The organism is Moraxella sp. CTOTU47616, assembly GCF_032017465.1.
GTDB lineage: Bacteria > Pseudomonadota > Gammaproteobacteria > Pseudomonadales > Moraxellaceae > Faucicola > Faucicola tetraodonis.
Window position 1 is genome coordinate 42,743 of sequence record NZ_DALZPU010000006.1, and the last position, 22,654, is coordinate 65,396.

17 protein-coding genes are annotated in these 22,654 nt (G+C 45.9%); 6 read left to right on the plus strand and 11 right to left on the minus strand.

Features of this window, described 5'->3' with window-relative positions; all coding sequences use genetic code 11:
- Positions 1–4: 4 nt before the first annotated feature.
- From RTS10_RS08075 to RTS10_RS08095, 5 genes are read right to left on the minus strand one after another with little or no spacing between them, the layout of a single operon-like run.
- A complete protein-coding gene (locus RTS10_RS08075) occupies positions 5–694 on the minus strand; it encodes a nucleotidyltransferase family protein (protein ID WP_312539902.1) in 690 nt (229 codons plus the stop codon).
- Positions 678–1,772 carry an XdhC family protein gene (locus RTS10_RS08080; RefSeq protein ID WP_312539903.1) on the minus strand — a complete coding sequence of 365 codons (1,095 nt, stop codon included), beginning with the start codon at positions 1,770–1,772 and terminating at the stop codon, positions 678–680. The genes RTS10_RS08075 and RTS10_RS08080 overlap by 17 nt, the downstream gene beginning before the upstream one ends.
- A 21-nt stretch (positions 1,773–1,793) precedes the next feature.
- Positions 1,794–4,217, minus strand: a complete 2,424-nt coding sequence (locus RTS10_RS08085; protein WP_312539905.1) for a molybdopterin cofactor-binding domain-containing protein — start codon at positions 4,215–4,217, stop codon at positions 1,794–1,796.
- Positions 4,214–5,257: an FAD binding domain-containing protein gene (locus RTS10_RS08090; RefSeq protein WP_312539906.1), complete on the minus strand. Its 1,044-nt coding sequence runs from the start codon at positions 5,255–5,257 to the stop codon at positions 4,214–4,216. The genes RTS10_RS08085 and RTS10_RS08090 overlap by 4 nt, the downstream gene beginning before the upstream one ends.
- Positions 5,254–5,868: a 2Fe-2S iron-sulfur cluster-binding protein gene (locus RTS10_RS08095; protein WP_219332026.1), complete on the minus strand. Its 615-nt coding sequence runs from the start codon at positions 5,866–5,868 to the stop codon at positions 5,254–5,256. Before RTS10_RS08095 ends, RTS10_RS08090 begins: the two co-directional genes overlap by 4 nt.
- Before the next feature lie 799 nt (positions 5,869–6,667).
- On the opposite strand from RTS10_RS08095, the gene RTS10_RS08100 reads away from it, so the two are divergent.
- The 3 genes from RTS10_RS08100 (at position 6,668) to RTS10_RS08110 (ending at position 10,322) form a co-directional block, all read left to right on the plus strand.
- The gene (locus RTS10_RS08100; protein ID WP_312539907.1) at positions 6,668–8,032 is read left to right on the plus strand and encodes a diaminobutyrate--2-oxoglutarate transaminase; all 1,365 of its coding nucleotides are present in this window, start codon (positions 6,668–6,670) and stop codon (positions 8,030–8,032) included.
- An 83-nt stretch (positions 8,033–8,115) separates the two neighbouring features.
- Positions 8,116–8,685 carry a nucleotidyltransferase family protein gene (locus tag RTS10_RS08105; protein WP_312539908.1) on the plus strand — a complete coding sequence of 190 codons (570 nt, stop codon included), beginning with the start codon at positions 8,116–8,118 and terminating at the stop codon, positions 8,683–8,685.
- 77 nt (positions 8,686–8,762) lie between these two features.
- On the plus strand, positions 8,763–10,322 hold the full coding sequence (locus RTS10_RS08110; protein WP_312539909.1) for a pyridoxal phosphate-dependent decarboxylase family protein: 1,560 nt from the start codon (positions 8,763–8,765) through the stop codon (positions 10,320–10,322).
- 50 nt (positions 10,323–10,372) lie between these two features.
- Here RTS10_RS08110 and RTS10_RS08115 read toward each other — a convergent pair whose 3' ends face one another.
- The 5 genes from RTS10_RS08115 to RTS10_RS08135 all read right to left on the minus strand — a co-directional run bounded on the left by RTS10_RS08115 (position 10,373) and on the right by RTS10_RS08135 (position 17,927).
- Entirely contained in the window at positions 10,373–11,818 is a 1,446-nt protein-coding gene (locus tag RTS10_RS08115; protein WP_219332028.1) for an L-serine ammonia-lyase, read from the minus strand.
- A gap of 212 nt (positions 11,819–12,030) precedes the next feature.
- Positions 12,031–13,218: an ABC transporter permease gene (locus RTS10_RS08120; protein WP_312539910.1), complete on the minus strand. Its 1,188-nt coding sequence runs from the start codon at positions 13,216–13,218 to the stop codon at positions 12,031–12,033.
- A complete protein-coding gene (locus tag RTS10_RS08125) occupies positions 13,218–14,666 on the minus strand; it encodes an ABC transporter permease (RefSeq protein ID WP_312539912.1) in 1,449 nt (482 codons plus the stop codon). Before RTS10_RS08125 ends, RTS10_RS08120 begins: the two co-directional genes overlap by 1 nt.
- Positions 14,667–14,674: 8 nt before the next feature.
- Positions 14,675–15,907 carry an HlyD family secretion protein gene (locus RTS10_RS08130; protein WP_312539914.1) on the minus strand — a complete coding sequence of 411 codons (1,233 nt, stop codon included), beginning with the start codon at positions 15,905–15,907 and terminating at the stop codon, positions 14,675–14,677.
- A gap of 46 nt (positions 15,908–15,953) precedes the next feature.
- A complete protein-coding gene (locus RTS10_RS08135) occupies positions 15,954–17,927 on the minus strand; it encodes a TolC family protein (protein ID WP_312539916.1) in 1,974 nt (657 codons plus the stop codon).
- Positions 17,928–18,577: 650 nt separating this feature from the next.
- Between RTS10_RS08135 and RTS10_RS08140 the strand changes: the two genes are divergently transcribed.
- Together RTS10_RS08140 and RTS10_RS08145 are read left to right on the plus strand one after the other, a co-directional pair.
- Positions 18,578–19,090, plus strand: coding sequence for a hypothetical protein (locus RTS10_RS08140; protein ID WP_312539918.1), 513 nt, complete (start codon positions 18,578–18,580; stop codon positions 19,088–19,090).
- A gap of 3 nt (positions 19,091–19,093) precedes the next feature.
- Positions 19,094–20,377 carry a replication-associated recombination protein A gene (locus RTS10_RS08145; protein WP_312539920.1) on the plus strand — a complete coding sequence of 428 codons (1,284 nt, stop codon included), beginning with the start codon at positions 19,094–19,096 and terminating at the stop codon, positions 20,375–20,377.
- On the opposite strand, the gene RTS10_RS08150 is transcribed toward RTS10_RS08145, so the two are convergent.
- The gene (locus RTS10_RS08150) at positions 20,374–21,027 is read right to left on the minus strand and encodes a BLUF domain-containing protein (RefSeq protein ID WP_099833344.1); all 654 of its coding nucleotides are present in this window, start codon (positions 21,025–21,027) and stop codon (positions 20,374–20,376) included. The genes RTS10_RS08145 and RTS10_RS08150 overlap by 4 nt on opposite strands.
- Before the next feature lie 458 nt (positions 21,028–21,485).
- Between RTS10_RS08150 and ribBA the strand changes: the two genes are divergently transcribed.
- Positions 21,486–22,598, plus strand: a complete 1,113-nt coding sequence (ribBA, locus tag RTS10_RS08155) for a bifunctional 3,4-dihydroxy-2-butanone-4-phosphate synthase/GTP cyclohydrolase II (protein WP_312539921.1) — start codon at positions 21,486–21,488, stop codon at positions 22,596–22,598.
- The last annotated feature ends 56 nt before the right edge of the window (positions 22,599–22,654 follow it).

The window sequence follows — 22,654 nt, forward strand, 5'->3', positions numbered from 1 at the left end:
TATCTCAATTAAAATGTTGGGTCGGCGGCAAAAGGTGATAGGCTGTTTTTAGCTGCTCAAATTGTTCTAAGGTATCAATATCTTGGCTTAAATGCGGCAGCGGTAGCGGATAAAGCCGATAAACCGTAGCGTCGGTGGGCGAAACGATAGTAGTTCGATGTTGCCATAACGCCCGAAAACCTTTATCGCCTTGCAACTGATGACCAAATGCTCGCAAAAAACCCCAAGGTAAATTGACGGGAATCCCCCAAATTGGTCGATTGTTATCACCATACTCACTCACAATCAGCTGGTGGTCCTCAACATTTTGGCTTAATAGCGTCAAATCATCGAGGGTTATCGCCACTTGGTCAACAGTCAAAAACAAAATTCGCATCGTAGCACTTACTGACTGTTGTTGTAATGTTGTCATTGCATACTGAATCGATTGCGCCATCCCTGTTTGCGGCGTTGGATTATCAACGACTGTGACGGCAAATGGTGCAACTTCATTGTATAATGCTTTAGATAGTGGGTTATCAAGTTTTGGCAAAACCACCAACACTTGATAAGGGTGCAATTGGCGTGCCAGTTGAATTTTTTCAGCCAGCAAGGTTTGATGATTTTTTACAATCAGCTGCTTGGCAAAACCAAGACGCTGGCTCAATCCTGCCGCCAAAATCACCACGATTAAATTACTAGGCGTGACGCTCATGATATACCTGTTGAATTTGGGCAGTGATAGATAAAGCTACCGCTTCGGGCGTATCCCCACCGAGCGCTAAACCCACAGGATAGAACAAATTAGCAGGTTTCACCAGTTGATAACCATCGTCAATCTCACTAAGCAACTGCTCAGTGCGATAGGTTGGCCCTAATTGCCCAATAAAAAAAGGCGATTTTTGGGCTTTAGAGGCTTGGCTGAGCCATACTCTGTCTTGACTCAGACTATGGGTCATTATCACCACAGCGGTCGGCTGCGGTGACTCAAAAAAAGTCTGCACAGACTCAGCCTCATCAAGGGCAATCTGCACAAAATTGGCGTGAGCCTGCCCGCGACAACGGGCAATCGCATCCAAACGACTATCAATCACCGTCACCTGCCAGCCTTGTAAATTTGCCATGGTCATCAAGGGTAAACAATCTTGCCCCGCCCCAAAAATTAATAACTGTAGTGGCGGTTGTAGCGTTTCTACAAAGACGCTCAGTTGTTGCGATTGTTTTTGATAAACATGCAGCATAAATCGACTTTTACGGCTGGCAGCGCTTTGATTAACCAATTGCCAGTCTTGTTGACCCAATTGCGACAACTGTGTCAAAGGCAGATGCTGTCCAACCACAAACTCATCTGAGTTTGAGGTGATAACTGTAGCCAGTGTTTGTGGCTGTTTTGTCTGTTTTAAGCGCTGAAAACAGGCAAATAATACAGATTGCTCATTTAAAACCAGACGTTCAAATAATACTTGAATGACGCCTTGACAGCCGAGCCCAAAGCCTTCTTGTTCATCACTGTCATCAGCTACCCCATCTTGTGATAACTGACTATCGGTTGCGGTATGATAGGTTTTGAGCGTTGCCCCATCTCGCGTGAGCCAGAAGGCTCGCTGAACCAAGTGTTTTTCAAGACAACCGCCACTCACCATGCCTATGGATTGACCATCGGCTAAAATCAACATTCTAGCACCAGGTTGCCGATAGGCTGACCCTTCGACACTCACCACTGTGGCTAGTACCGCCTCACTGTTGGGCGGTAACTGCTCAAGGGTATCAAAAATATCAAACAAATGGTTCATAGCAAATGACAGTGTACCCGATTACAGTAATGGCAACTGGTACAGCAGTTTATCCAAAGTAATGGGGTAGTCTCGTACTCTAACGCCTGTGGCATTAAAAATTGCATTGGCAATGGCTGCCCCTGCCCCTGATAATGCCAATTCGCCTATGCCTTTGCTGTGGAGCGGGTTGGCATAGGGGTCAGTTTCGGGTAACATTATTACCTCTAAGTCAGGCACATCGGCATTCACACACACTTGATATTCGGCTAAATCATGATTACATAGACGACCGTCACGTTTATCATGGTGAATTTGCTCCATCAAGGCTGCCCCTATACCAAACACCATCCCACCAAAGCACTGCGAGCGCGCTGTTTTTTCATTTAAAATACGCCCTGCAGCAAATGTGCCTTGCATACGGCGAACCCGAATTTCACCCGTTACCCGGTGTACCCCGACTTCAGCGAACTGTGCGCCATAGCCTGCATGGCGGTATTCTTTTTTGGTTTTACCAGGTTCGATTTCACCATTAGCTACCAAGCCATGAGGGGCATATTGCTGCAAAAAACTGCTCAGCGGTAACTGGGTATCGACTTGTTCCCAATCGAGTACATTATCTTGGTGCTCCATAGAGACCTCAGAATTAAACCCTGTTTTTTCTGCTAGTTTATCCAACGTATCGGTTAACGTGTGGTTAATTTTTTCGCCAATTTTTTCAGCTAGGCTAGGGTCATGCTCAAATTGTCTATATAGATTGCCTTGTTTAAAGCCAATGCTATCGGCATGTAGTCCCACACTTTGGGCAATCTTTTCTCGTAGCGCTTCACACGCTAGATAAATAGAACTACCAGCACTTGAAGCTCCCCAGCTACCGCCTGACCCTGCAGCCGGCGGCAAATCGGTATCGCCAAGTTTGACCTCGACATGGTCAATCGGTAAGCCCAGCATATCGGCAACCACCTGCGCAAAAATAGTATAGCTACCTGTACCGATGTCAGTCATGTCAGTTTCGATACGAGCCATGACCCCAAACGGTTTTTCAGAAGGCAACAGGCTCACACGGGCTTGCGAGGGTTTTAATTCGTTGCTACGCGCGGCGCACGCCATCCCATAGCCAATCAGCCAATCGCCCTCAAGGCGACTTGCGGGCGTTTGTGGGCGTTCATCCCACCCAAAGGCTTTTGCCCCTTGCTCCATACACGCCAGCAATTTTCGGGTGCTGTAAGGAATTTTTTTACTTGGGTCTTCGCTAGGTTCATTGCGTTTTCGCAGTTCGATGGGGCACAGATTTAGTGCATGCGCCAGTTCGTCCATGGCACATTCGAGCGCCAACTGACCCACCGCTTCGCCAGGAGCACGCATAGAACCTGTTAAGGTAAAATTCATGCGCGCCATTTCGTATTTGATTTGGCGATTGTCACCGCCATATAAAAAGTGGGTAGAAACCGCCACTGGCTCAAAAAACGTTTCTGACGGTAAATTGGTGACAATGCTATTATGAATAATAGTATGGATTTTACCATCTTTATCCGCCCCCAATGCCACCCGTTGTTCGGTGTTGGTGCGTCTGACGGTAGTTTCCATGACTTGCGGTCGGGTCATGTTCACAAGTACCGGGCGTTTTAAGTCTTTAGCCGCAATGGCTGCCATCACTGACTCTGGCGAAATACCCAGTTTTGAGCCAAACCCGCCACCAACATAGGGCGATAGCAAACGGACATCGTCTTCCGGTATATCTAAGGCTCTGGCAAGTTGTATTTTGGAAGAGGCAAGCATTTGGTTAGAAGTATGAAGGGTTAGCTTACCCTCAAACCAACGCGCCAACGAACTGTGCGGTTCCATCGGCATGTTACTTTGGCTAGGTGTGGTATAAGTCACATCGACTTTGACTTCTGCTTGCTCAAGCGTTTTTTCAGGCTTGCCAATGTCGTCACTTTTATCGGTTACCCAATCAATAAACTGGGTATGCTTTTTTTGCTTGTTAAAGTCAAAATGCCCGTGTTTTTCATCATTTTCATAGTCAATTTGTAACGCCTTCGCGCCTTCTTGAGCTGCCTCTAGGGTTTCTGCGACCACCAAAGCAATCGGCTGTCCATGATAAAAAACTTCGCTTGCCCCTTGTACAGGCGCCATTTTGACACCGCCTTGTTGCGGGTTGCGTAAAAACAGCGGGTCATGAAACACCCCAATCACACCCGCAACTTGTAAGGCGGTATCTTTATGTACTTTTTTTACCTTGCCTTTACCGATGGTAGCGCCGACCATGACACCGTGACACAAGTCGTCAAATTGGTGCTCAGCAGTATAGGTGGCTTTGCCTGCGACTTTTAGGTGTCCTTCGATACGGCTCAGTGGTTTGCCAACGAGTTTGCTATCGGTCGTATCTAGTCGTGACTCGACAGGCTTGTCCATGGTCAGTTTTTTTTCAAGGGGCGATTCGCCAAAAATTTGTGTTAGGCTCATGCACTCACTCCACTACTTAAAGGACTTGATTGATTGGGTTGTTGTAACGCCCGCTGCACAATATGGTGTAAAAGACGTTGTACTAGCACGGTCTTGTACTCAGTTTGTTCATCGGTTTTTGCTTCTTTGAATAGGGTCGCCACCGCAAGCTCAATACTCACGGCATCGCCCGTGCTACCGATAAGTATTTTTTCAATGTCGGTATTTCGCCACGGCTGACTGCCAATACCGCCAAATGCAAGTCGCACATTGGTGAGTGTGTCATTATCATGCTCAATCACGGCAGCGACGGACACCAAAGCAAAGGCATACGACGCACGGTCACGCACTTTGTCATAGCTATGCACGCCTTTTAAAGGTGGCGGTAGAATGATATGGGTAATCAAATCACCTAGATTCAAACAAGTTTCAATATGGGGGGTTTGCTCAGGTAAGCGATAAAATTCAGCGATAGGCACTTGCCGGGTTTGTCCATCGGGTTGCTGGATAACAATGATGGCGTCGAGTAATCGCATTGCCACCGCCATATCTGATGGATGGGTGGCAATACACTGCTCGCTCGTGCCTAAAATTGCTAAGTTCTGATGAAGACCTGCTTTTGCCCCGCAGCCAGAATTGGGCTCACGCTTATTACACGGACTATCAGGCTGATAAAAATAGTAACAACGGGTACGCTGTAGTAGATTGCCACCAGTACTGGCTTTGTTACGCAGTTGCGGCGATGCACCCGACAACAAGGCACGGGCAAGCACCGCATAATCTTGACGAATAACAGGGTGAGCCGCTAATTCACTATTACTGACCATAGCGCCGATTTTTAACCCACCTTCTGGCGTGGCTTCAATTGTATTAAGCGGCAAACGTGAAATATCAATCAGCTGCGTCGGCTGTTCGATTTCGAGTTTCATCAAGTCAAGTAAATTGGTACCCCCAGCGATAAAAAACGGGCGCTGCGCTTCAACCATATGCCCCTCAGCTAAAGTGGCTATTTTGATGGCGTCATCCACCGAGTTGGCGCGCTGATAATCAAAAGTTTTCATAGCGACACTCCTGTAGCCTGAGTAGCTGCTGTTTGAGCTGTCTGAGTAGTTACCTTATCTGTCTCTGCCGAAAAATCGGTTTCTTGTAATACCTGTTTAATAGCTCGCACGATGTTGGGGTATGCCGAGCAGCGACAAATATTGCCACTCATACGCTCAGAGATTTCTTTATCTAATTGTTGTTTAAATTGTGCTGTATCTTTTGATAAAGGCTGCATCAAATCATTCGACACATGACTTGCCCAGTTTTGGCGGAGTTCTTCAATCATCGCTTTGGTCGAGCAAATCTGCCCAGGCGTACAATAACCACATTGAAAGGCGTCATGTTCCAAAAATGCTTGTTGAATCGGGTCAAGCGCTTCAGGTGAGCCAATGCCTTCAATGGTTTCGATGCTATCGCCTTCGTGCATGACCGCTAGGGTTAGACAGCTGTTGACCCGCTGACCGTTAATCAGCATGGTACACGCGCCACACTGACCGTGGTCACAGCCTTTTTTGCTGCCTGTCAAGCCAAGATGGTTGCGACAGACATCCAGCACCGTGGTACGTACATCTAGATTCGTCAACGTGTGTTGTTGCTGATTGATAGTAAGTGTTAAGGATTGTGGCATAAAGTTGCTTCTCGTCTAGTTGTTATGGGTTTATTGGTAAGTGTGTTATCTAGGATTGACGCCTGTTATCAAACTTATTTCTAAAAATTCGCTATGCCTTGCCTACGCAAGGATGATGCTAACATTAGGAGGGTTTGTTATTTTTGCGTATGTAGCCATCCTTTTTTTTGGTAATTTTTTTACTAGTTTTTTTGCCAGTCTATTTTTCTATTTAATTGATTTTATTATATTTTTTAATAAGTTTTTGTATGTTTATTCATGTAAAGGTCTCAATACTAAGCCGTATTTAGCTTTTATAAAATTTTGATGGTGTAAGCTTGGATATTATTAGGCGTGCTGACACTTGGCTATTTTGTACCAAATAATTCATTAATATGGTATTAACTAAGTAATTTTTTATTGAGATAGTGATTGAATCGTTTTGATAAACTGCATTGACTGTCAACGATTGTTAGAATTTCCACCCTGCTTCGTAGTGTTGTGCCGCTCATTGCTCACCGCTTACCGTGATTTTTTGCCTTTGCCATCGCAAAATATAGCCTGTGTTATCAATTTGAAAGATTGAGGCGATTTTTTGCAAAAAAGACTGTATTTTTCACAAAAAAAGGGTATTATGCCCCCATAAATTTTGAACGTTATATTGTTAGGTCTTGGGTGCAGTGTTATGGCATTTTGGGGTTCTGCGGTATAACGTTTTTGTTTTGGTGTCAGTCATCCTGACTGATATGTTATTCACAAGTTCGAGAAAGATAGCCACAAGCAAATTTTCTTAAACCCTTATCTGAGATGGTAATCCGATATGAGCGTTCAAACCCCTGTACACCCTATTTCTCATGCCACTAACGAATATTACTTAACTCGTCAAAGCACGATGGAATCTAATGTTCGTAGTTATCCCCGCAAACTACCGCTAGCTATAGCTAAAGCCCAAGGTATTTGGGTCACCGATGTTGAAGGCAATGATTACCTTGATTGCCTAGCCGGTGCTGGTACATTAGCCTTGGGTCACAACCACCCAGCCGTCAAACAAGCCTTATATGATGTGTTAGAAAGTGGTCTGCCACTGCACACCCTAGATATCACTACACCTGTCAAAGATGCATTTACCGAATCCTTGCTGTCTTTTTTCCCAAAAGATTTTGTATTGCAATTTTGCGGTCCGACCGGTGCTGACGGTACAGAAGCGGCAATTAAATTAGCAAAAACTTATACAGGGCGTGACAACGTTATCGCATTTAGCGGTGGTTATCACGGTATGACCCATGGCGCGCTTGCCATGACCGGCAATTTGTCTGCCAAAGAGAAAGTGGGCAATTTGATGCCAGGGGTACAGTTTATGCCCTATCCGCATGAATACCGCTGCCCACTTGGTCTAGGGGGTGAAGCAGGCGTGGATGCGCTGACTTACTACTTTGAAAACTTTATTGAAGATGTTGAAAGCGGCGTGGTCAAACCTGCAGCGGTCATCCTAGAAGCGATTCAAGGGGAAGGCGGTGTTGTCCCTGCGCCCAAAAAATGGCTACAAAAAATCCGTGAAGTGACCGCTAAGCATGATATCGTGTTGATTTTGGATGAAGTGCAAGCTGGTTTTGCGCGCTCAGGCAAAATGTTTGCCTTTGAACATGCTGACATCGTGCCTGACGTGGTGGTGATGAGTAAAGCGGTCGGGGGTGGCTTGCCTCTATGCGTACTTGCCATCAACAAAAAATTCGACGCATGGGCGCCAGCCGGTCACACCGGTACTTTCCGTGGCAATCAGCTTGCAATGGCGGCATCGATTCAAGTATTGGATGAAATCCGCAGCAAAAACTTGGCAGAAAATGCGCGTATCCGTGGTGAATTCTTGCGTGATGAACTCAAAAAAATCGCCAAAGAATTTCCTTGTATCGGTAACGTGCGCGGTCGCGGCTTGATGACGGGTATTGAGATTGTCGATGAGCGTAAACCTGCTGACCGTATCGGCTCGTATCCTGCTGATATTGACATGGCGAATGCGATTCAAAGAGCGTGTTTTGACAACAAGTTATTGTTGGAAAAAGGCGGTCGTGGCGGTACAGTGATTCGCTTGCTTTGCCCGATTAACATCACTCAAGAAGAATGTGATGCAGTGCTTGAACGCTTTAAAAAGGCAGTCAAAGAAGCCGTGCAAAAAGTACGTGGGTAATTGATTATTGCCTATCAAGACGGTAAAGTTACTGACGTGGCTTTGCCGTTTTTATTATCTGATTATTTCATTTTGAGTAAAATATGGAAACCAATATCGCCAAGACCGAACGCCTGATTCGAGAAATCAATCGGATTCATGGTGAGTATTCACAAGATTATTTCGAAACAGGCAAGGTACAAAAAATCAACCTATCACATACGCTCAAAACCGTCCCTATTGAGCCTATCTTGTCATATCGGCTTAATTTGCATGAAGCGATTAATGATTATTTGGCATTTGCCGATATACAAAATATCGATTTTTTTTACCGTGTTAAAACGGCTGAAAGTATCTATGACAAAGTCAATCGCTATTTGGCACGAGAAAACCAGTACCCAGTCAATAATATTTTAAATGATATTTTTGGTGCTCGGGTAATTTTGCCATCGGCTGATGTGACAGACATCATGGAAAAACTGGATGATTGGAAAGCAGATTACAGTCTAAAAAATTGGTATTTACGTGATATCGACGGGTATATCGGTGTGCATGTATATTTTAAAAATGCGAGCAATTTTTATTATCCGTGGGAATTGCAAATTTGGGATAAAAACGATGCCAAAGCCAATATTGTAAATCATCAACTGTATAAGCGTAATTTTGTAAAATAAATTAACCAATTGCTCGTATCACTCTGTTTAATGACAATTTATAGTTAACTCTCTCTTAAAGAATGCAAGGACTTACCATGTCAAACTTATCACAGCACCGCCAAGCGTTATTTTGTAATGACAGCCAATCCATTGCTGATTACCAAAAAAACATGAACACCGCTGTACAAGCTGTCACCGACTGGCTCAAAAATGACAAAATGTATACAGGCGGTAGTATCAAGCAGCTGCGCGCTGAGATTGCCTTTCAACCTTCTAAAGAAGGCTTAGGCTTGGAAGACGCATTAAAACGGTCGATTGAGTTATTTTTGAATAAAAGCTTAAAAGTGCATCACCCACATTCGCTTGCTCACTTGCACTGCCCAACGATGGTGACCAGTCAAATCGCCGAAGTGCTGATAAATGCCACCAACCAATCGATGGACTCTTGGGATCAAAGCCCAGCTGGGTCACTTATGGAAGTGCAACTGATTGATTGGCTACGTCAAAAAGTCGGTTTTGGTAGCGGACAAGCGGGCGTATTCACCTCAGGTGGTACCCAATCCAACTTGATGGGCGTGTTACTCGCCCGTGATTGGTGTATCGCTAAAAACTATAAAAATGACGATGGGTCAGAATGGTCGGTACAGCGTGACGGTATCCCAGCCGATGCCATGCAAAAAGTGAAAGTTATCTGCTCAGAAAACGCGCATTTTAGCGTGCAAAAAAACATGGCAATGATGGGCATGGGTTTTCAATCGGTGGTCACTGTGCCAGTCAATGACCAAGCGCAGATGGATGTTGTCGCACTTGAACACACCATGGCGCAACTGAAGGCCGAAGGCAAAATCATCGCCTGTGTGGTCGCTACCGCAGGCACCACGGACGCCGGCGCGATTGACCCAATCCCTGCGATTCGTAAGCTTACCCATGAGTACGGTGCATGGCTTCATATTGATGCCGCTTGGGGTGGTGCGCTGATTTTATCGAATAACTACCGCGATAAACTTGCAGGTATTGAGCAAGCCGACTCTATTACCCTCGACTTCCATAAACATTACTTCCAAAGCATCTCTTGCGGGGCATTTTTGCTCAAAGATGAAGCCAACTATCGCTTCATGCATTATGAAGCTGAATATTTGAACTCTGCGTATGACGAAGAACATGGCGTACCCAACCTAGTTTCTAAGTCGCTACAGACCACGCGCCGTTTTGATGCGCTAAAATTATGGCTGACAGTGGAAGCCTTGGGCGAAGAATTATACGGCTCGATGATTGACCATGGCGTTGATTTGACCCGCGAAGTCGCTGACTATATTAAAGCCACTGATGGGCTTGAATTGTTGGTAGAGCCACAGTTTGCCTCCGTGCTATTTCGCGTGGTACCCAAAGACTACCCTGCCGAGTTGCTTGATAGCTTGAACCAAAATGTCGCCGATGAGCTATTTGCCAAAGGTGAAGCCAATATCGGCGTGACGCGCGTCAGTTACCAAAAGCAAGGGGATGCTCACCAAGATGTGCAATCGCTTAAAATGACCACGTTAAGCCCCATCGCCACGCTTGACAATGTCAAAGCCTTATTGGCGCAAGTGTTGGCGCAAGCCGATGACATCAAAGACGGTATTATCACAGGCGATTATCAACCTGCGATTGATTGATAAGCACAAAAAAACCGATTCCTTGGCGAATCGGTTTTTTTATTGTAGCACTAACACTGACTGTAATTGACCGTCACATCCAGCGTCGGAATCAAATTTGACTGGGCGGCAACATCCTCGTCTAGGACATTGATAGCAAGCCCGCCCATTGCGGTTTCTTTATATTTTGACATCATATCTCTGCCTGTCTCTTTCATGGTTTTGATGGCTTTATCAAGCGATACCACATGCTGCCCATTGCCTTTAAGCGCAAGCCTTGAGGCATTAATCGCTTTTACTGCCGCCATGGCATTGCGTTCGATACACGGCACTTGCACCAACCCCGCAATCGGGTCACACGTCATGCCAAGGTGATGTTCGATGCCAATTTCGGCAGCGTTGGCACATTGCGCAGGACTACCGCCAAGCACATAGGTTAACCCTGCCGCTGCCATCGCACACGCCGATCCGACCTCCCCTTGACAGCCCACTTCTGCGCCTGAGATGCTGGCATTTTCTTTGATAATGATGCCAATCGCCGCAGCGGTTAGCAGAAAATCATGCAAACCTTGCAGCGTATAACTTGGACAAAAATCTCGATAATAATGCATAACCGCAGGTATCACGCCTGCTGCACCATTGGTGGGGGCAGTCACCACACGTCCGCCACTGGCGTTTTCTTCATTAACTGCCAAGGCATACAGATTGACCCAATCCATCACGGCAAGGGCATCATTAAACGCTTTTCGGCTATCGGCAGCGGATAACTGCTGATAAATCGCCTTGGCGCGGCGCTGTACTTGTAAGCCCCCTGGCAAAATACCATCATGGCGACAACCATCATTGACACAGTCTTGCATGACTTGCCAAATATCGTTAAGTCCACCCAGCAGCTCATCTTCACCCAAGTTAGCCAGTTCATTGGCTCGAACGACCTGGGCGATTGACAGTTGATTGTGTTGGCAAATTTGTAATAATTCTTTGGCGTTGTTAAACGGATAAGGTACTGGTTTTTTAACGCTTTCAATCACCGGTTCTTTTGCTTGCGCTTCTTGCTCGGTCTGCACGAACCCGCCGCCGATTGAATAATACGTATTTTGGTAAACAATGTCATTGTCTGTAAAAGCAGTGATAGTCAGGGCATTGGGATGATGGGGCAGCGATACCCTACCATTTAGGATTAAATCCTTGTCAGCAACAAAGTTAATCTCATGCTGCTGATTTAGAGACAGCGTGTTTTGCGCTTGGATATCGGCAATTTTTTGTGAAATAGCGGCGACATCCGTCGTCTGTGGTTGCTCTCCCATCAAACCTAGCATCACCGCTATATCACTACCGTGCCCTTTACCCGTCGCACCGAGCGAACCAAATAGCTCGACTTGCACCCTATCCACCTGCGTCAGTAGCTGCTGCTGTGATAATGCGCTAACGAACAGATTCGCCGCTTTCATCGGTCCGACGGTATGCGAACTTGAAGGTCCAATCCCAATCTTAAATAAATCAAAAATACTGATCACTGATAAATCCTATATGCCAATCAGTTGAAAAAGTCAACTATGTTATATCCATTGTGCTAGATAACCACGGATTGCCCATCTGTGTCAATGTGCTATCGAAAAGTTTATCAAATGATAGATGATGGATGATAGATACTTGCTACACGCATCGCAAATTTGGCAAATAACCGCACGTGTAACCGCATGAGGAAGAAAATAGCCGTTGGCAAGGATTAATCTGCTAACGATTCACTTTCTTTACTCGCTAATAAAAGTAGCAGCAATAAACAAACCAAGAAAATCATCATGAGCGCCATGAGATACACGTTGACATACGCCAGTGGCACGCCCATTTGGTTCAGCATCACAGAGGCATTCATCCCCGAGGTGCTAGGTAACACCCAGCGCAAATATTGCAGGGGCTCAGGCAGCATTTGATACGGCCACGAAATCCCTGAGACAAACAGCATCGGCATTGAACTTGCGACCAAAATTTGCATCGCCCGTTCTCGCGCCCCAAACCACACCCCAAGCAGACAGCCCAGCGCCGTTACCGCGGGGAAAAACAGGGCAAGCAATACCAATGAGCCCGTCAGATTTTGGTTACGGATATAGTCATTGCTCGAAAACACCCAGCCATAATAAAAACAGCCGAGCACAAAACCAAAACACGCTAAGCCCAATATTCGCGCAAGCCACGTTTTCATCGAAGCGCGGTGCATGTCTTGCTCTGCCCAAGTACCCACTAGCATTGCTGTGCCCATCAAAAACATCTGCTGCAGAATCAATATCGCAACCGCAGGGACAATGTAGCTGCCATAGCCTTCGGTACGGTTGTATAAGGGATTAATCGTCAGCGCAACCGGGGAAATATTGTTTTTGGCAACCGTGATATCTTGCCCGATGGCAACATTTTTTTGTACTTTCGCCCCTGCGGACACGGTGCCGATGACTTCTAAAAACCCCGTTTGTACTTGTTTGTTGAGCAAAAAATAGTTACCGTTGGCAAGGATACTCACCTTGGCAGGTTGTCCTGTGGTCACTTTTTGATACAGCCCTGAGGGTATCACCATGTAGCCTGCAATTTTGCCTTGCCACATCAGCTGCTTGGCACTGTTTTCATCGTTTACAATGGTGCTTTGGATGCGCGGATTGGCTTGGGCGTAGCGGATAATGGTCTGCGATAGACTTGAATGGTCATAATCCACCACTGCCACAGGGACATGACGCACCACTTCTTTTGAATACGGCCACGGGTAAAAAAAACCATAAATAACTGGGGCAATCAGTAGCATAGTGAGCACCCCTTTGTCTTGAAACACGCTGCGCCACACATGCAAAACTTGCAGCAAAAAACCGCGCTCCCAAATGTTGGCAGAGTTGCTTACGTCGACTTTGCTGGGCTTTGTCTGGGTGGGCATCAGCGTTGCCCCCATTTTTCAGGCTTCAGCAAGGCTTTTTTGGTCAACAAGGCGGCTAACAACAAGGTAATCATAACGGCAATAAAAAATCCGATAAAACTGCTATAGGCAAACGATGGCGGTGCGCCCATTTGTAATTGGGCGGTTTGCAAGTTGAGATAATGGGTTAATGGCAGCGCATTTGCCCAATGCTGCGCTGCAGGACTCATCGCCAAAAATGGAAACGTCACCCCTGAAAAAGCAAATGACGGCGCGGAGATAAATCCGGTAAATGACAAGCCTTGACGATACGAAAACGTGCCGACCGTGACAATCACCCCAAGCCAAAACGACACCATCATAAACATTAAAAATATCAGATAAGTAATCGCCACAGACGCCAAACGTATGGGGAAAATTTGCATCACCAACGTCAATGCCACCGCTGCCCAAAGCGTATAGGCAAACATCGCCCAAATTAGTTTGCCATTGAGCCCTGCGATAATTAGCGATAGTTTGGGTTTTTCGTGCCCCAGTGTCACAGGATGGCTATGGTTAAAGGAGCGTTTAAAGGGGCGGTTAAAGGCGTGGTTACTGGCATGGCTACTGGCAAATTTGGGGGATGTTAGCGACTGATACCACTCACCTAACGTCTTGTCGACCAACTCTCGCCCGACAGTTGACGCGCCAATCACCATCGACAAAATATGTAGTAAGGCTGGTACCACCGTGACCGCCAAAAATTGCTGATAGTTATTGGCGGTATTAAACAGTGCCACACTTTGCGATTGTATCGGTGCATAACTGGTTTTGGTCAGGGTGATATCTTCGCCAATGGCGACTCGCCGCTGCATCTCCGCCCCTGCCGAAAAGGTACTAACTGCTGTCTGTACCGCTTTTTGTATCATGCCTGAATGCGTGCCATATTGGGCATTGACATTGAGTAGCAAACGCGAGGTTTTGCCAGCCAGTAGATTGGTTGAAAAATTCTCTGGGATTTCAACCACCGCCATGACATCGGTAGTCTCGATGGCTTGCTGAGCGGCAGCGGCACTGTGAAGACTTTTGACCACCGCAACCTCAGGCGTCGCATCAATATAGCGGATAATCGTCGCAGATTGCGCAGAGTGGTCATTGTCTATGACCGCAATCGGAATCCCGACTGCCATGCCTTTGCTAAAAATCCACCAAACCAAAAATATCAATACGATGGGCATCCAAAACATCAAGGAAAAATCCCAGCGATTTTGCACCAAAAAATCCCATTCACGGCGCGCACTGTGCCAAAACGCCGCAAAGAATTGCACAAAGCCTGAGCGGTTATCAAACTGTGCATAACGCTCATGGTCACTAGCACCAACACTGTCACTGTCACTGGCATTTGACACAGCGGACGATGTCGGTGACGCTTTAGAGCCCTTGTTTGATGCCAGTTTTGATGTCAGTTTTGATGTCAGTTTTGATATCATGGTTGACTTCATTGTGTTTGGGTTGGCTGACGGCTTGCCGGTATATCAACCAATACGGTCATGCCCTGTCTTAGGCGTGTATCTGACTGGCTCGGGCGCGCGCGAATCTCAAAGGTACGCATATCAAAGCCGTCTTTGCTGTTGGTCGGGCGCCACGTGGCAAAATCTGATAGCACGGAACTTGCGTACACTTTAAACACTTGGCGGTAAGGCTGATTGTTGACCGATAACGCAGGAACCGTACCGCTAAATTCACTACCGACTGCAAAATGGTTTAGGTTATTTTCGGTAACGTTAAGCACCACCCATTGGTCTTTGGGATCGACAATGGTCATCAGTGGTACGCCCTGTCCCACCACTTGACCTGGTTTGACAATCACGTTGTCCACGATACCGGCAATCGGGCTTTTAAGATTGGCTTCTTCTTTGGCCACCATTGCTTCTTTAAGCTTGGCTTCTACTTGGCTGACTTGCGCTTGGGCGGCGGTTTTATCTTCACTGCGCGCGCCTGTTTTGGCTAACTCATATTGGGCTTTGGCGATTTTGGCTTTATCGACACTGGCGACATAGTTGGTATAGGCTTCGTCACGTTTTTGCCGTGACATCAAGCCTTCTGCTGCGAGTCGGTTGATACGTTCGTAGGTGACTTTGGCAAGGTCAGCCGCGGATTGGGCAACATCGTACTGGTATTTTGCCATTTCAATCTCTTGCGGTCTTGCGCCATTGTTGGCTTTGTCCAGTTGACTTTGGGCTAACTCTTTGCCTGCTTGTGCTTGTTCGACCTTGGCATTGATTTCCGGGCTATCCATATCAATCAGGCGTGTGCCGACGCTAATTTCATCGCCTTCTTTGACATAAATATTGGCAATACGACCGGCAACTTTGGCAGCGACAGGCGTTTGCTCTACTTCCATATGCCCTTGGATGGTCACAGGCGCGCTGCGCGTTTCGCGCTTGTCTTTGATTAGTCCCCACGCGACCAGTCCAATCAGCCCAAGGATAATCAAAGCTATAATGATGGTGCGGATTTTACTGGGTTTTTTGGTAGGCGGCATGTAACGGCTATCCGTCGTAGCGGCTGCCAGGCTGTCCTCTGCGTGCGGCTCATCAGCAGCTTGGGCAGCTTGAGCGTTCATCGCTGCATTCGCATTATCCGCAGCGCTGTCCAAAGTGTTGTCTTTAGCGTTGTCTTTAGCGTTGTCCATCGCATTGTCTGGTGTTGGGTTTTGTGGATCAGCCATACGGTAAGCCTACTGGTGAAATAAAGACACGGGTTAAAATAATTGATTAGTTTTTACGATGTTCAAAATAAATCGCGGGTAGCTTGACGTCCGCTGCCTGCATATAACGGTTAAACTCTAGCGGCGTACCGCAGCTTTGCATCAAGTCTGCCATTGCCTGTACATAATCATTTGCCGCTTTGGCTTGCTCGGTTTTGGCTTTTTCCAAATTCGCTTCGGCTTGCATCACTTCTACGGCCGTGTTGACGCCTTCTTTAAAGCCGAGCTGACGAAAGCGTAGCATCTCACTGGCAAGTTCAATATTGGTATTTAAGGCAATAAAATTATCGCGTGCATTGTTGACTGTTTGCCAATTTTTTTCTACCAACAACATAATATTATCATTGACATCGACTTGGCTAAATTCGGCTTGGTGCAGCTTGGCAAGGCTAGATTGGGTACTAATGCGGCGATCTACCCCACCCCACAATTTCCAGTTGGCAGACACCCCAGCAATCCAATTTGGGTCAGCGTCGATTTCCGAGCGACCAAAGACGGTGACATTGGGTTTGTAGGCGGATTCACTAAATTCATGCAGCGCTTTGGCTTGGTTGTATTTGGCGGCAACCTTATCAAACCCTGGGTGATGCATTTTAGCCTGCTGCTGAAAATAACTCAGCGGCGGCAACGGCTTGGTGGATACAAATAAAGGCGATGTCGGTTTGATAAAATACGGCGTCCGCAGTAATCGCTGTAGCGCGGTCATGGCAAGCTCAGCATCGTTCAGCGCTTTGCTATTTTCGTATTCAGCATCGGCTAAGGCTTTTTTGGCTTCCAAACGCTCGACTTTTGAAATCAGCCCCACATCGAGTGCGCGCTGTGCGGCATGGTCGGTGGCACGAATCGCATTGAGTGCATCGGCGCGTAGATAAGCTGCCATGATGGCAAGCTGGGTTTGAAAATAGCGTTTGGTAAGCGTGGTGTATTGTTCATCCAGTGACAAATCAGCATCGGCACGGCTTTCATCGGTCATACCATTGAGCAAACTGGTCACTGCTTCGGTTTTGTGTCCGTTATAAGCAGACCATAGCACCGTAATATTGGCTGATGTGTTGTTCTTGCCGATATTGACAGGGATGCTATTGGGAATCGGGTCGGTGATTAAGCCACCGATATCTGCAGGCGTGGTAGGCAGTGGCAAGGTGATGGGCAAATTGCCACTATTGTTATTGACTGCATTGTCAATGGGATTGGCTAGGTTGTTTTTAATGCCCGTGGTATCTATATTGTCATCCACATGTACATGCGTGGCACTGGCACCCAGATACACAATCGGTTTGTTCAAGCCTTTGGTTGACTGAGCTCGCAGCTCATTACTCACGATTGCTGCATTGTCTGCCGCGACTTTGGGTGATACTTTGACTAGGTACTGCTGCGCTTGTGCCAGTGTCAAATTACTGGGCACATCTAGGCCATAACTTGGCGGATAAGGCACCCCATTATTGATAGTAGGATCGTAGCTGAGCCCAGCTGCTTTCCCCCCTTTGACTTCATTGGCGCGGGTCGCGGTTTTTTTCGATGACGTGTCGGCTGATGGTGCGTCCGTGGCAGGGCTAGCATTGAGCACAGGCTCAGGATTGGGCGGGGTATTGATTACCGGCGTAAACTCTGCGGTGTCGCCACTGGTACTGGGCTGCAATCTGCTAGTTGGTTTTGTGGTTGGCGCTACTGGCGTGGTTTTAGCCGATGTTTTAACAGAATTTTTAGCCGATGTTGTAGCTGATGTTTTAACAGGCGGCTTGTTAGCATTTTTGGTGGGGGTACTGGTCGTTTTGGTGGTGTTTGTTGTAGTTTTTGTCGGGGTGGTTTTGGTAGTGCTAGGTTTGGTGACCGTGGTCGCAGCCGTCGCATCCAAAGATAAGGACAAATTCAACGAAACCATTGCCACCGTAAACGCAGATAGGGTAAGCACGCGTGATAGTGGCTGCAGATGATGGCTTACTGGGTAAGTCGATGGCTTGATGGATTGATGTAATTTCATACGACTCGCTAATAACTTGCCTATGGCTTTGCCGCAACATAACAACCACGCAAGCCGTCAATTACCCTAGTAATTGATGCGGTCGCCGTTATGATGCCCGTATTACCAAAAAACTGTCTTATAAAAAACTGTCTTGTTAAAAAACTGTCTTATTAAATAATGCCTAATTAAATAATAATGAAATACCAAAGTGAGCACTAACTGTCAGTTTGAATATTAACTAAAGTATGAGATTGTAAAAAGAAAAAACTGACCCGTCAATCTAAACTTGTCATATTAACAATATTGTAGTTTTTTTAAAAATATGGCTCATTAAGCCTCACATCATTACTGTTTATTTTTATTTAACAAAGTAAAAATATTTCTCAATCCAAGTAGTCACACAAATCAAACAAGTTAGCTTACTGCCGTCGTCTAAGCATGCTAAAATTCTTAAAAAAAATCCTAGTTTGTACAAGGGATTTTAAACTTTGCCAAACCATATATAACAATCGCGTTGCGTTTTAACAAAAAAACACAACATCACTCCTTAACTCATTTAGCCGCCCACCTCCTTGTTTGCTACACTAGAATACTAGACGTTATTTAAAAAACTTGATTTAAAAACTTGATTTAAAAACTTGGTGCCATGCTAGATAAGGAAAGAAACAATGCTAAAAGCAACGATGCTAAAGTTTAGGCATTTATTGATGGTTGCCATGTTCGCCGTTACTTTATTAGCATGTTCAGTGCCTTCTATGCAGCAAAGTTCAAATCCAACTACTACATCTGAGTCAAAGCCTGCTGTTCCAACTTATACTACTACAAGCTATATTTTAGCCGAGCCTTTACCGAATAAAAAATTACGCATCTCGATTACAGCCAAAGAGAAAAGCTTGCGCATTAACAACTGTAATGAGTCTATTACGGTCGCTTTGTTTGAAAAAGATAAAAAAGATGTCGTTTGGGGTGGCGTGTCAGATGCTTGTCGTTCACTTGATATGATTATTCCACAGGGTGCAACGCTAAGTTTCATCACCAAAATTGACGATTCATCGCAGCCTTTGGATTTGAATAAAAATTATCAAGCCCAAATTTTTGGCTTAACCTATGATCCAAATATAACCACCAACCCTATAACATCTGCTGAAAACCTTAGCAACGAATTTAAGCTGATTCCTTAACCAATGAGCCAAACTAACCAAATCCCCCTTGCCCAACGTGTCCGCCCAAAGTCGCTTGACGAGGTAATCGGACAAACCCATTTGCTCGGTGCCAATGCACCGATTCGCCGTATTGTTGAGCAAGGTTACTTGCCATCGATTATTTTGCATGGCGAAGCAGGCATTGGCAAAACCACCTTAGCCATGCTCTTAGCCGATGCGGTGGGTCGTCCTTTTCGCCCGCTCTCGGCTATCAATGCAGGGGTCAAAGAGCTGCGTGAAGTACTGGCAAAAGATGACGGCTTGTTTGACGAGCCGCCGGTGGTATTTGTCGATGAGATTCATCGGTTTAACAAAGCCCAGCAAGACGCACTTCTCGGCGCGGTTGAGTCAGGGGATATTACTTTAATTGGTGCGACCACCGAAAACCCCTCGTTTAGTGTCAACAATGCGCTATTGTCTCGTTGCCAAGTATATCGGCTCAACCCCTTGAGCGAAGATGAAATTAGCCAAGTACTACAACGTGCCATTGACGATGATGCAGTTTTTAAACAATTTAAGATTGAAATACAATCAAGCCAAGCGATTTTTGCACTATCGCAAGGCGATGCGCGTAAGGCGTTAAATTTACTTGAACTCGCCATTCAATCGAGCCCCAATTTTAAGCAAGGCAGCCAGTTACCGATTGTGGTGACTGATGACAATGTCATCGCGGTCGCAGGTGCAAGCCTGGTACGCTACGACAAATCGGGTGATGGCCATTATGACCTAGTGTCAGCGATGATTAAATCAGTCCGCGGTAGCGACCCTGATGCGGCACTGTATTGGATGGCGCGGATGCTGACAGCGGGCGAAGACCCTGCCTTTATTGCGCGGCGGTTGGTGATTTTGGCAAGTGAGGATATCGGACTTGCCAATCCCAATGCGTTACTACTTGCCGATACCGCCCTGCGAAGTGTGCAGAGCATCGGTATGCCTGAAGCGCGGATTATTTTGGGGCAAGTGGTGGTGTATTTGGCGACCTCGCCGAAGTCCAATTCTAGTTATCAGGCCATTAATAAAGCGATGCGACTGGCAGAAAATGACCAATCGCCTGTACCGCTACATTTGCGTAATGGCGTCACCAAGCTGATGCGCGCCGAAGGTTATGGTGCCAATTATATCTATCCGCACGACTACCCCAACCATTACCACCCACAGCAGTATCTGCCTGATAATTTGCTGGGCACACGGTTGTTTGAATTTGCTGATAATGCCAAAGAACAGCAAACCTATGCCTTTATACAGTGGTTAAAGGGCAATCATTAAAGAGCGGCGGCTAAAAAACCTGTCAAAGCAGACAACGGATGATTTAGCGCAGCCAAATGAACCCTATTCTGTAATAACCAGTACACCATCAGCAATAAAAATACCAATAAAAACCCAAGCTGAATCCACAAAAAATAGCGATGCTTAACACCCAATCGGCGCAGCTTGGCATGGCTATAACTGCCCTTATCAAAGTTGGTATGTTGATGCCTTTGCCATTTGCCCGAACGATAATAGTTTTCTACATCCGCAAGCAACCTTGGCACACTGGCGCTATCAAATTGCGCAGTTTCAAAATAGTCTAGCAGGGGGCTGATATCATCGACATCATCCATATCATTGACGCTATCTAAATTGATGCAGTGCATTTTCCAGTGCCCAAACAGCGCATTGGGCGCTTGTCCCTGTTCAATAACGTGAATATTTTTGTGTCTTTTATCGGCTTTGATTTTGTCAAATAGTTGGGTGATAGTACGCTCACTACCTTCCATATATTGTAGAAAGTTGCCTTGCTTGAGAAATAGTACGCTATTGACATTTGCTTGGGTGTTGCGCGCGACTGACTGACGATAGATATCAGGCAACGTCATCGGATGCAAACTTGCTTGTAAGGTAATTTTGCTCGTGTAGATAAGATAAAAGACTGACATCACAGGATCCTTAGATAAATAAATCGGTTAGACGTCTATGACTTTTTAATAGCGTTTTCTTTAAACGTATTAAGAATGTAATTTTTATTAATTATTAAGTAATAATATACCAGTTTTTTTTAATTTTTGCTCAAAAATTATACAAAATCACCAATTTTTGTTAATTTTTTTAACTAATCTACCCTAGCCTTATGTCTGCGTGCGCTACCAGCGCGTATGGCTATCAATATTTCGCTGCTTAGACTCACTGAGTTAATGCTATAATAGCGCGCAAATAAGAAATGGGCGCCTATACTAGCTTCACCCAATTTGATGAGGTGATTGTTAAGGTTAATTTAGACAATAGTTTGAACAAACCTAGCTGACAGCGCTTATTTTCTGTCCCTATTTGTTAATCAGTTTTTCAATCAGTTTTTTAATCAATGTTATTTTAATAAATCGCTAACAAAGGCACTTTTATGGCATTTAATACAACGGCAGAAATTATCGATGACATCCGTGCAGGCAAAATGGTCGTTTTGATGGATGATGAAGACCGTGAAAACGAAGGCGACTTGGTGATGGCAGCCACCCATGTGCGCCCAGAAGATATTAATTTTATGATTACCCATGCGCGTGGCTTGGTGTGTTTGACCATCACTGCTGACCGCAGTGAACAGCTCAATTTACCGCTTATGTCGGATAAAAATGGCGCTAAATTTAGCACCAACTTCACAGTATCCATTGAAGCGGCAGAAGGGGTCACCACAGGTATCTCAGCAGCAGATCGCGCCAGAACCATCCAAACAGCGGTGTCATCGACTGCCAAACCCGAAGACATCGTACAACCGGGGCATGTATTCCCAATTGTGGCACAAAATGGCGGTGTGCTACACCGTGCCGGTCATACCGAAGCCGGCTGTGACCTAACACGCTTGGCAGGACTTGAACCTGCGGCAGTGATTTGTGAAATTATCAAAGAAGATGGCGAAATGGCGCGCCGTGATGACCTAGAGATTTTTGCCAAAGAACATGGCTTAAAAATCGGCACCATCGCTGATTTGATTAATTACCGTATTGCCAATGAGCAAACGGTAGAAGCCATCGCCAATTACCCCATGCAAACTGAGTTTGGTGAGTTTACTGCTTATCGTTTTAAAGAAAAAAATTCAGAGGATACCCATTTGGCACTGGTCAAGGGCAACCCACAAGAAGGCGTGAGCACTGTGCGGGTGCATAGCTTCCAGCCATTGCGCGATTTATTCACCGTGCAGCTACCCAACAGCGGTAAGAGTAACTGGGATATCCATGCCTCGCTTAAAGAAATTAGCCAATCAGAGCGTGGCGTGTTTGTCTGGATTGGGCATCAGCAAGCGATTGATATGGGCGAAGCGCTCGATAACTTTGTCGCTGACAAACCAAACTCACCGCTTAATCACCAACCCTACCGCAGCATTGGGGTTGGCTCACAGATTTTACGTTATCTGGGCGTGCGTGACATGCGTTTGCTGTCATCACCGCTCAAATTCAACGCGTTATCAGGGTTTGACCTAAACTTGGTCGAAACCGTTGCTAACCCAGACCACAAATAGCAATTCATCAGACAAAAAAAGCCACAAGCATTGCAGCTTGTGGCTTTTTTTTAACA

Excerpts from the sequence above, each read along its gene's own strand:
- RTS10_RS08075 (WP_312539902.1), bottom strand. The coding sequence starts at position 694 with ATGAGCGTCACGCCTAGTAATTTAATCGTGGTGATTTTGGCGGCAGGA.
- RTS10_RS08080 (WP_312539903.1), bottom strand. The coding sequence starts at position 1,772 with ATGAACCATTTGTTTGATATTTTTGATACCCTTGAGCAGTTACCGCCC.
- RTS10_RS08085 (WP_312539905.1), bottom strand. The coding sequence starts at position 4,217 with ATGAGCCTAACACAAATTTTTGGCGAATCGCCCCTTGAAAAAAAACTG.
- RTS10_RS08090 (WP_312539906.1), bottom strand. The coding sequence starts at position 5,257 with ATGAAAACTTTTGATTATCAGCGCGCCAACTCGGTGGATGACGCCATC.
- RTS10_RS08095 (WP_219332026.1), bottom strand. The coding sequence starts at position 5,868 with ATGCCACAATCCTTAACACTTACTATCAATCAGCAACAACACACGTTG.
- RTS10_RS08100 (WP_312539907.1), top strand. The coding sequence starts at position 6,668 with ATGAGCGTTCAAACCCCTGTACACCCTATTTCTCATGCCACTAACGAA.
- RTS10_RS08105 (WP_312539908.1), top strand. The coding sequence starts at position 8,116 with ATGGAAACCAATATCGCCAAGACCGAACGCCTGATTCGAGAAATCAAT.
- RTS10_RS08110 (WP_312539909.1), top strand. The coding sequence starts at position 8,763 with ATGTCAAACTTATCACAGCACCGCCAAGCGTTATTTTGTAATGACAGC.
- RTS10_RS08120 (WP_312539910.1), bottom strand. The coding sequence starts at position 13,218 with ATGCCCACCCAGACAAAGCCCAGCAAAGTCGACGTAAGCAACTCTGCC.
- RTS10_RS08125 (WP_312539912.1), bottom strand. The coding sequence starts at position 14,666 with ATGATATCAAAACTGACATCAAAACTGACATCAAAACTGGCATCAAAC.
- RTS10_RS08130 (WP_312539914.1), bottom strand. The coding sequence starts at position 15,907 with ATGGCTGATCCACAAAACCCAACACCAGACAATGCGATGGACAACGCT.
- RTS10_RS08135 (WP_312539916.1), bottom strand. The coding sequence starts at position 17,927 with ATGAAATTACATCAATCCATCAAGCCATCGACTTACCCAGTAAGCCAT.
- RTS10_RS08140 (WP_312539918.1), top strand. The coding sequence starts at position 18,578 with ATGCTAAAAGCAACGATGCTAAAGTTTAGGCATTTATTGATGGTTGCC.
- RTS10_RS08145 (WP_312539920.1), top strand. The coding sequence starts at position 19,094 with ATGAGCCAAACTAACCAAATCCCCCTTGCCCAACGTGTCCGCCCAAAG.
- RTS10_RS08150 (WP_099833344.1), bottom strand. The coding sequence starts at position 21,027 with ATGTCAGTCTTTTATCTTATCTACACGAGCAAAATTACCTTACAAGCA.
- ribBA (WP_312539921.1), top strand. The coding sequence starts at position 21,486 with ATGGCATTTAATACAACGGCAGAAATTATCGATGACATCCGTGCAGGC.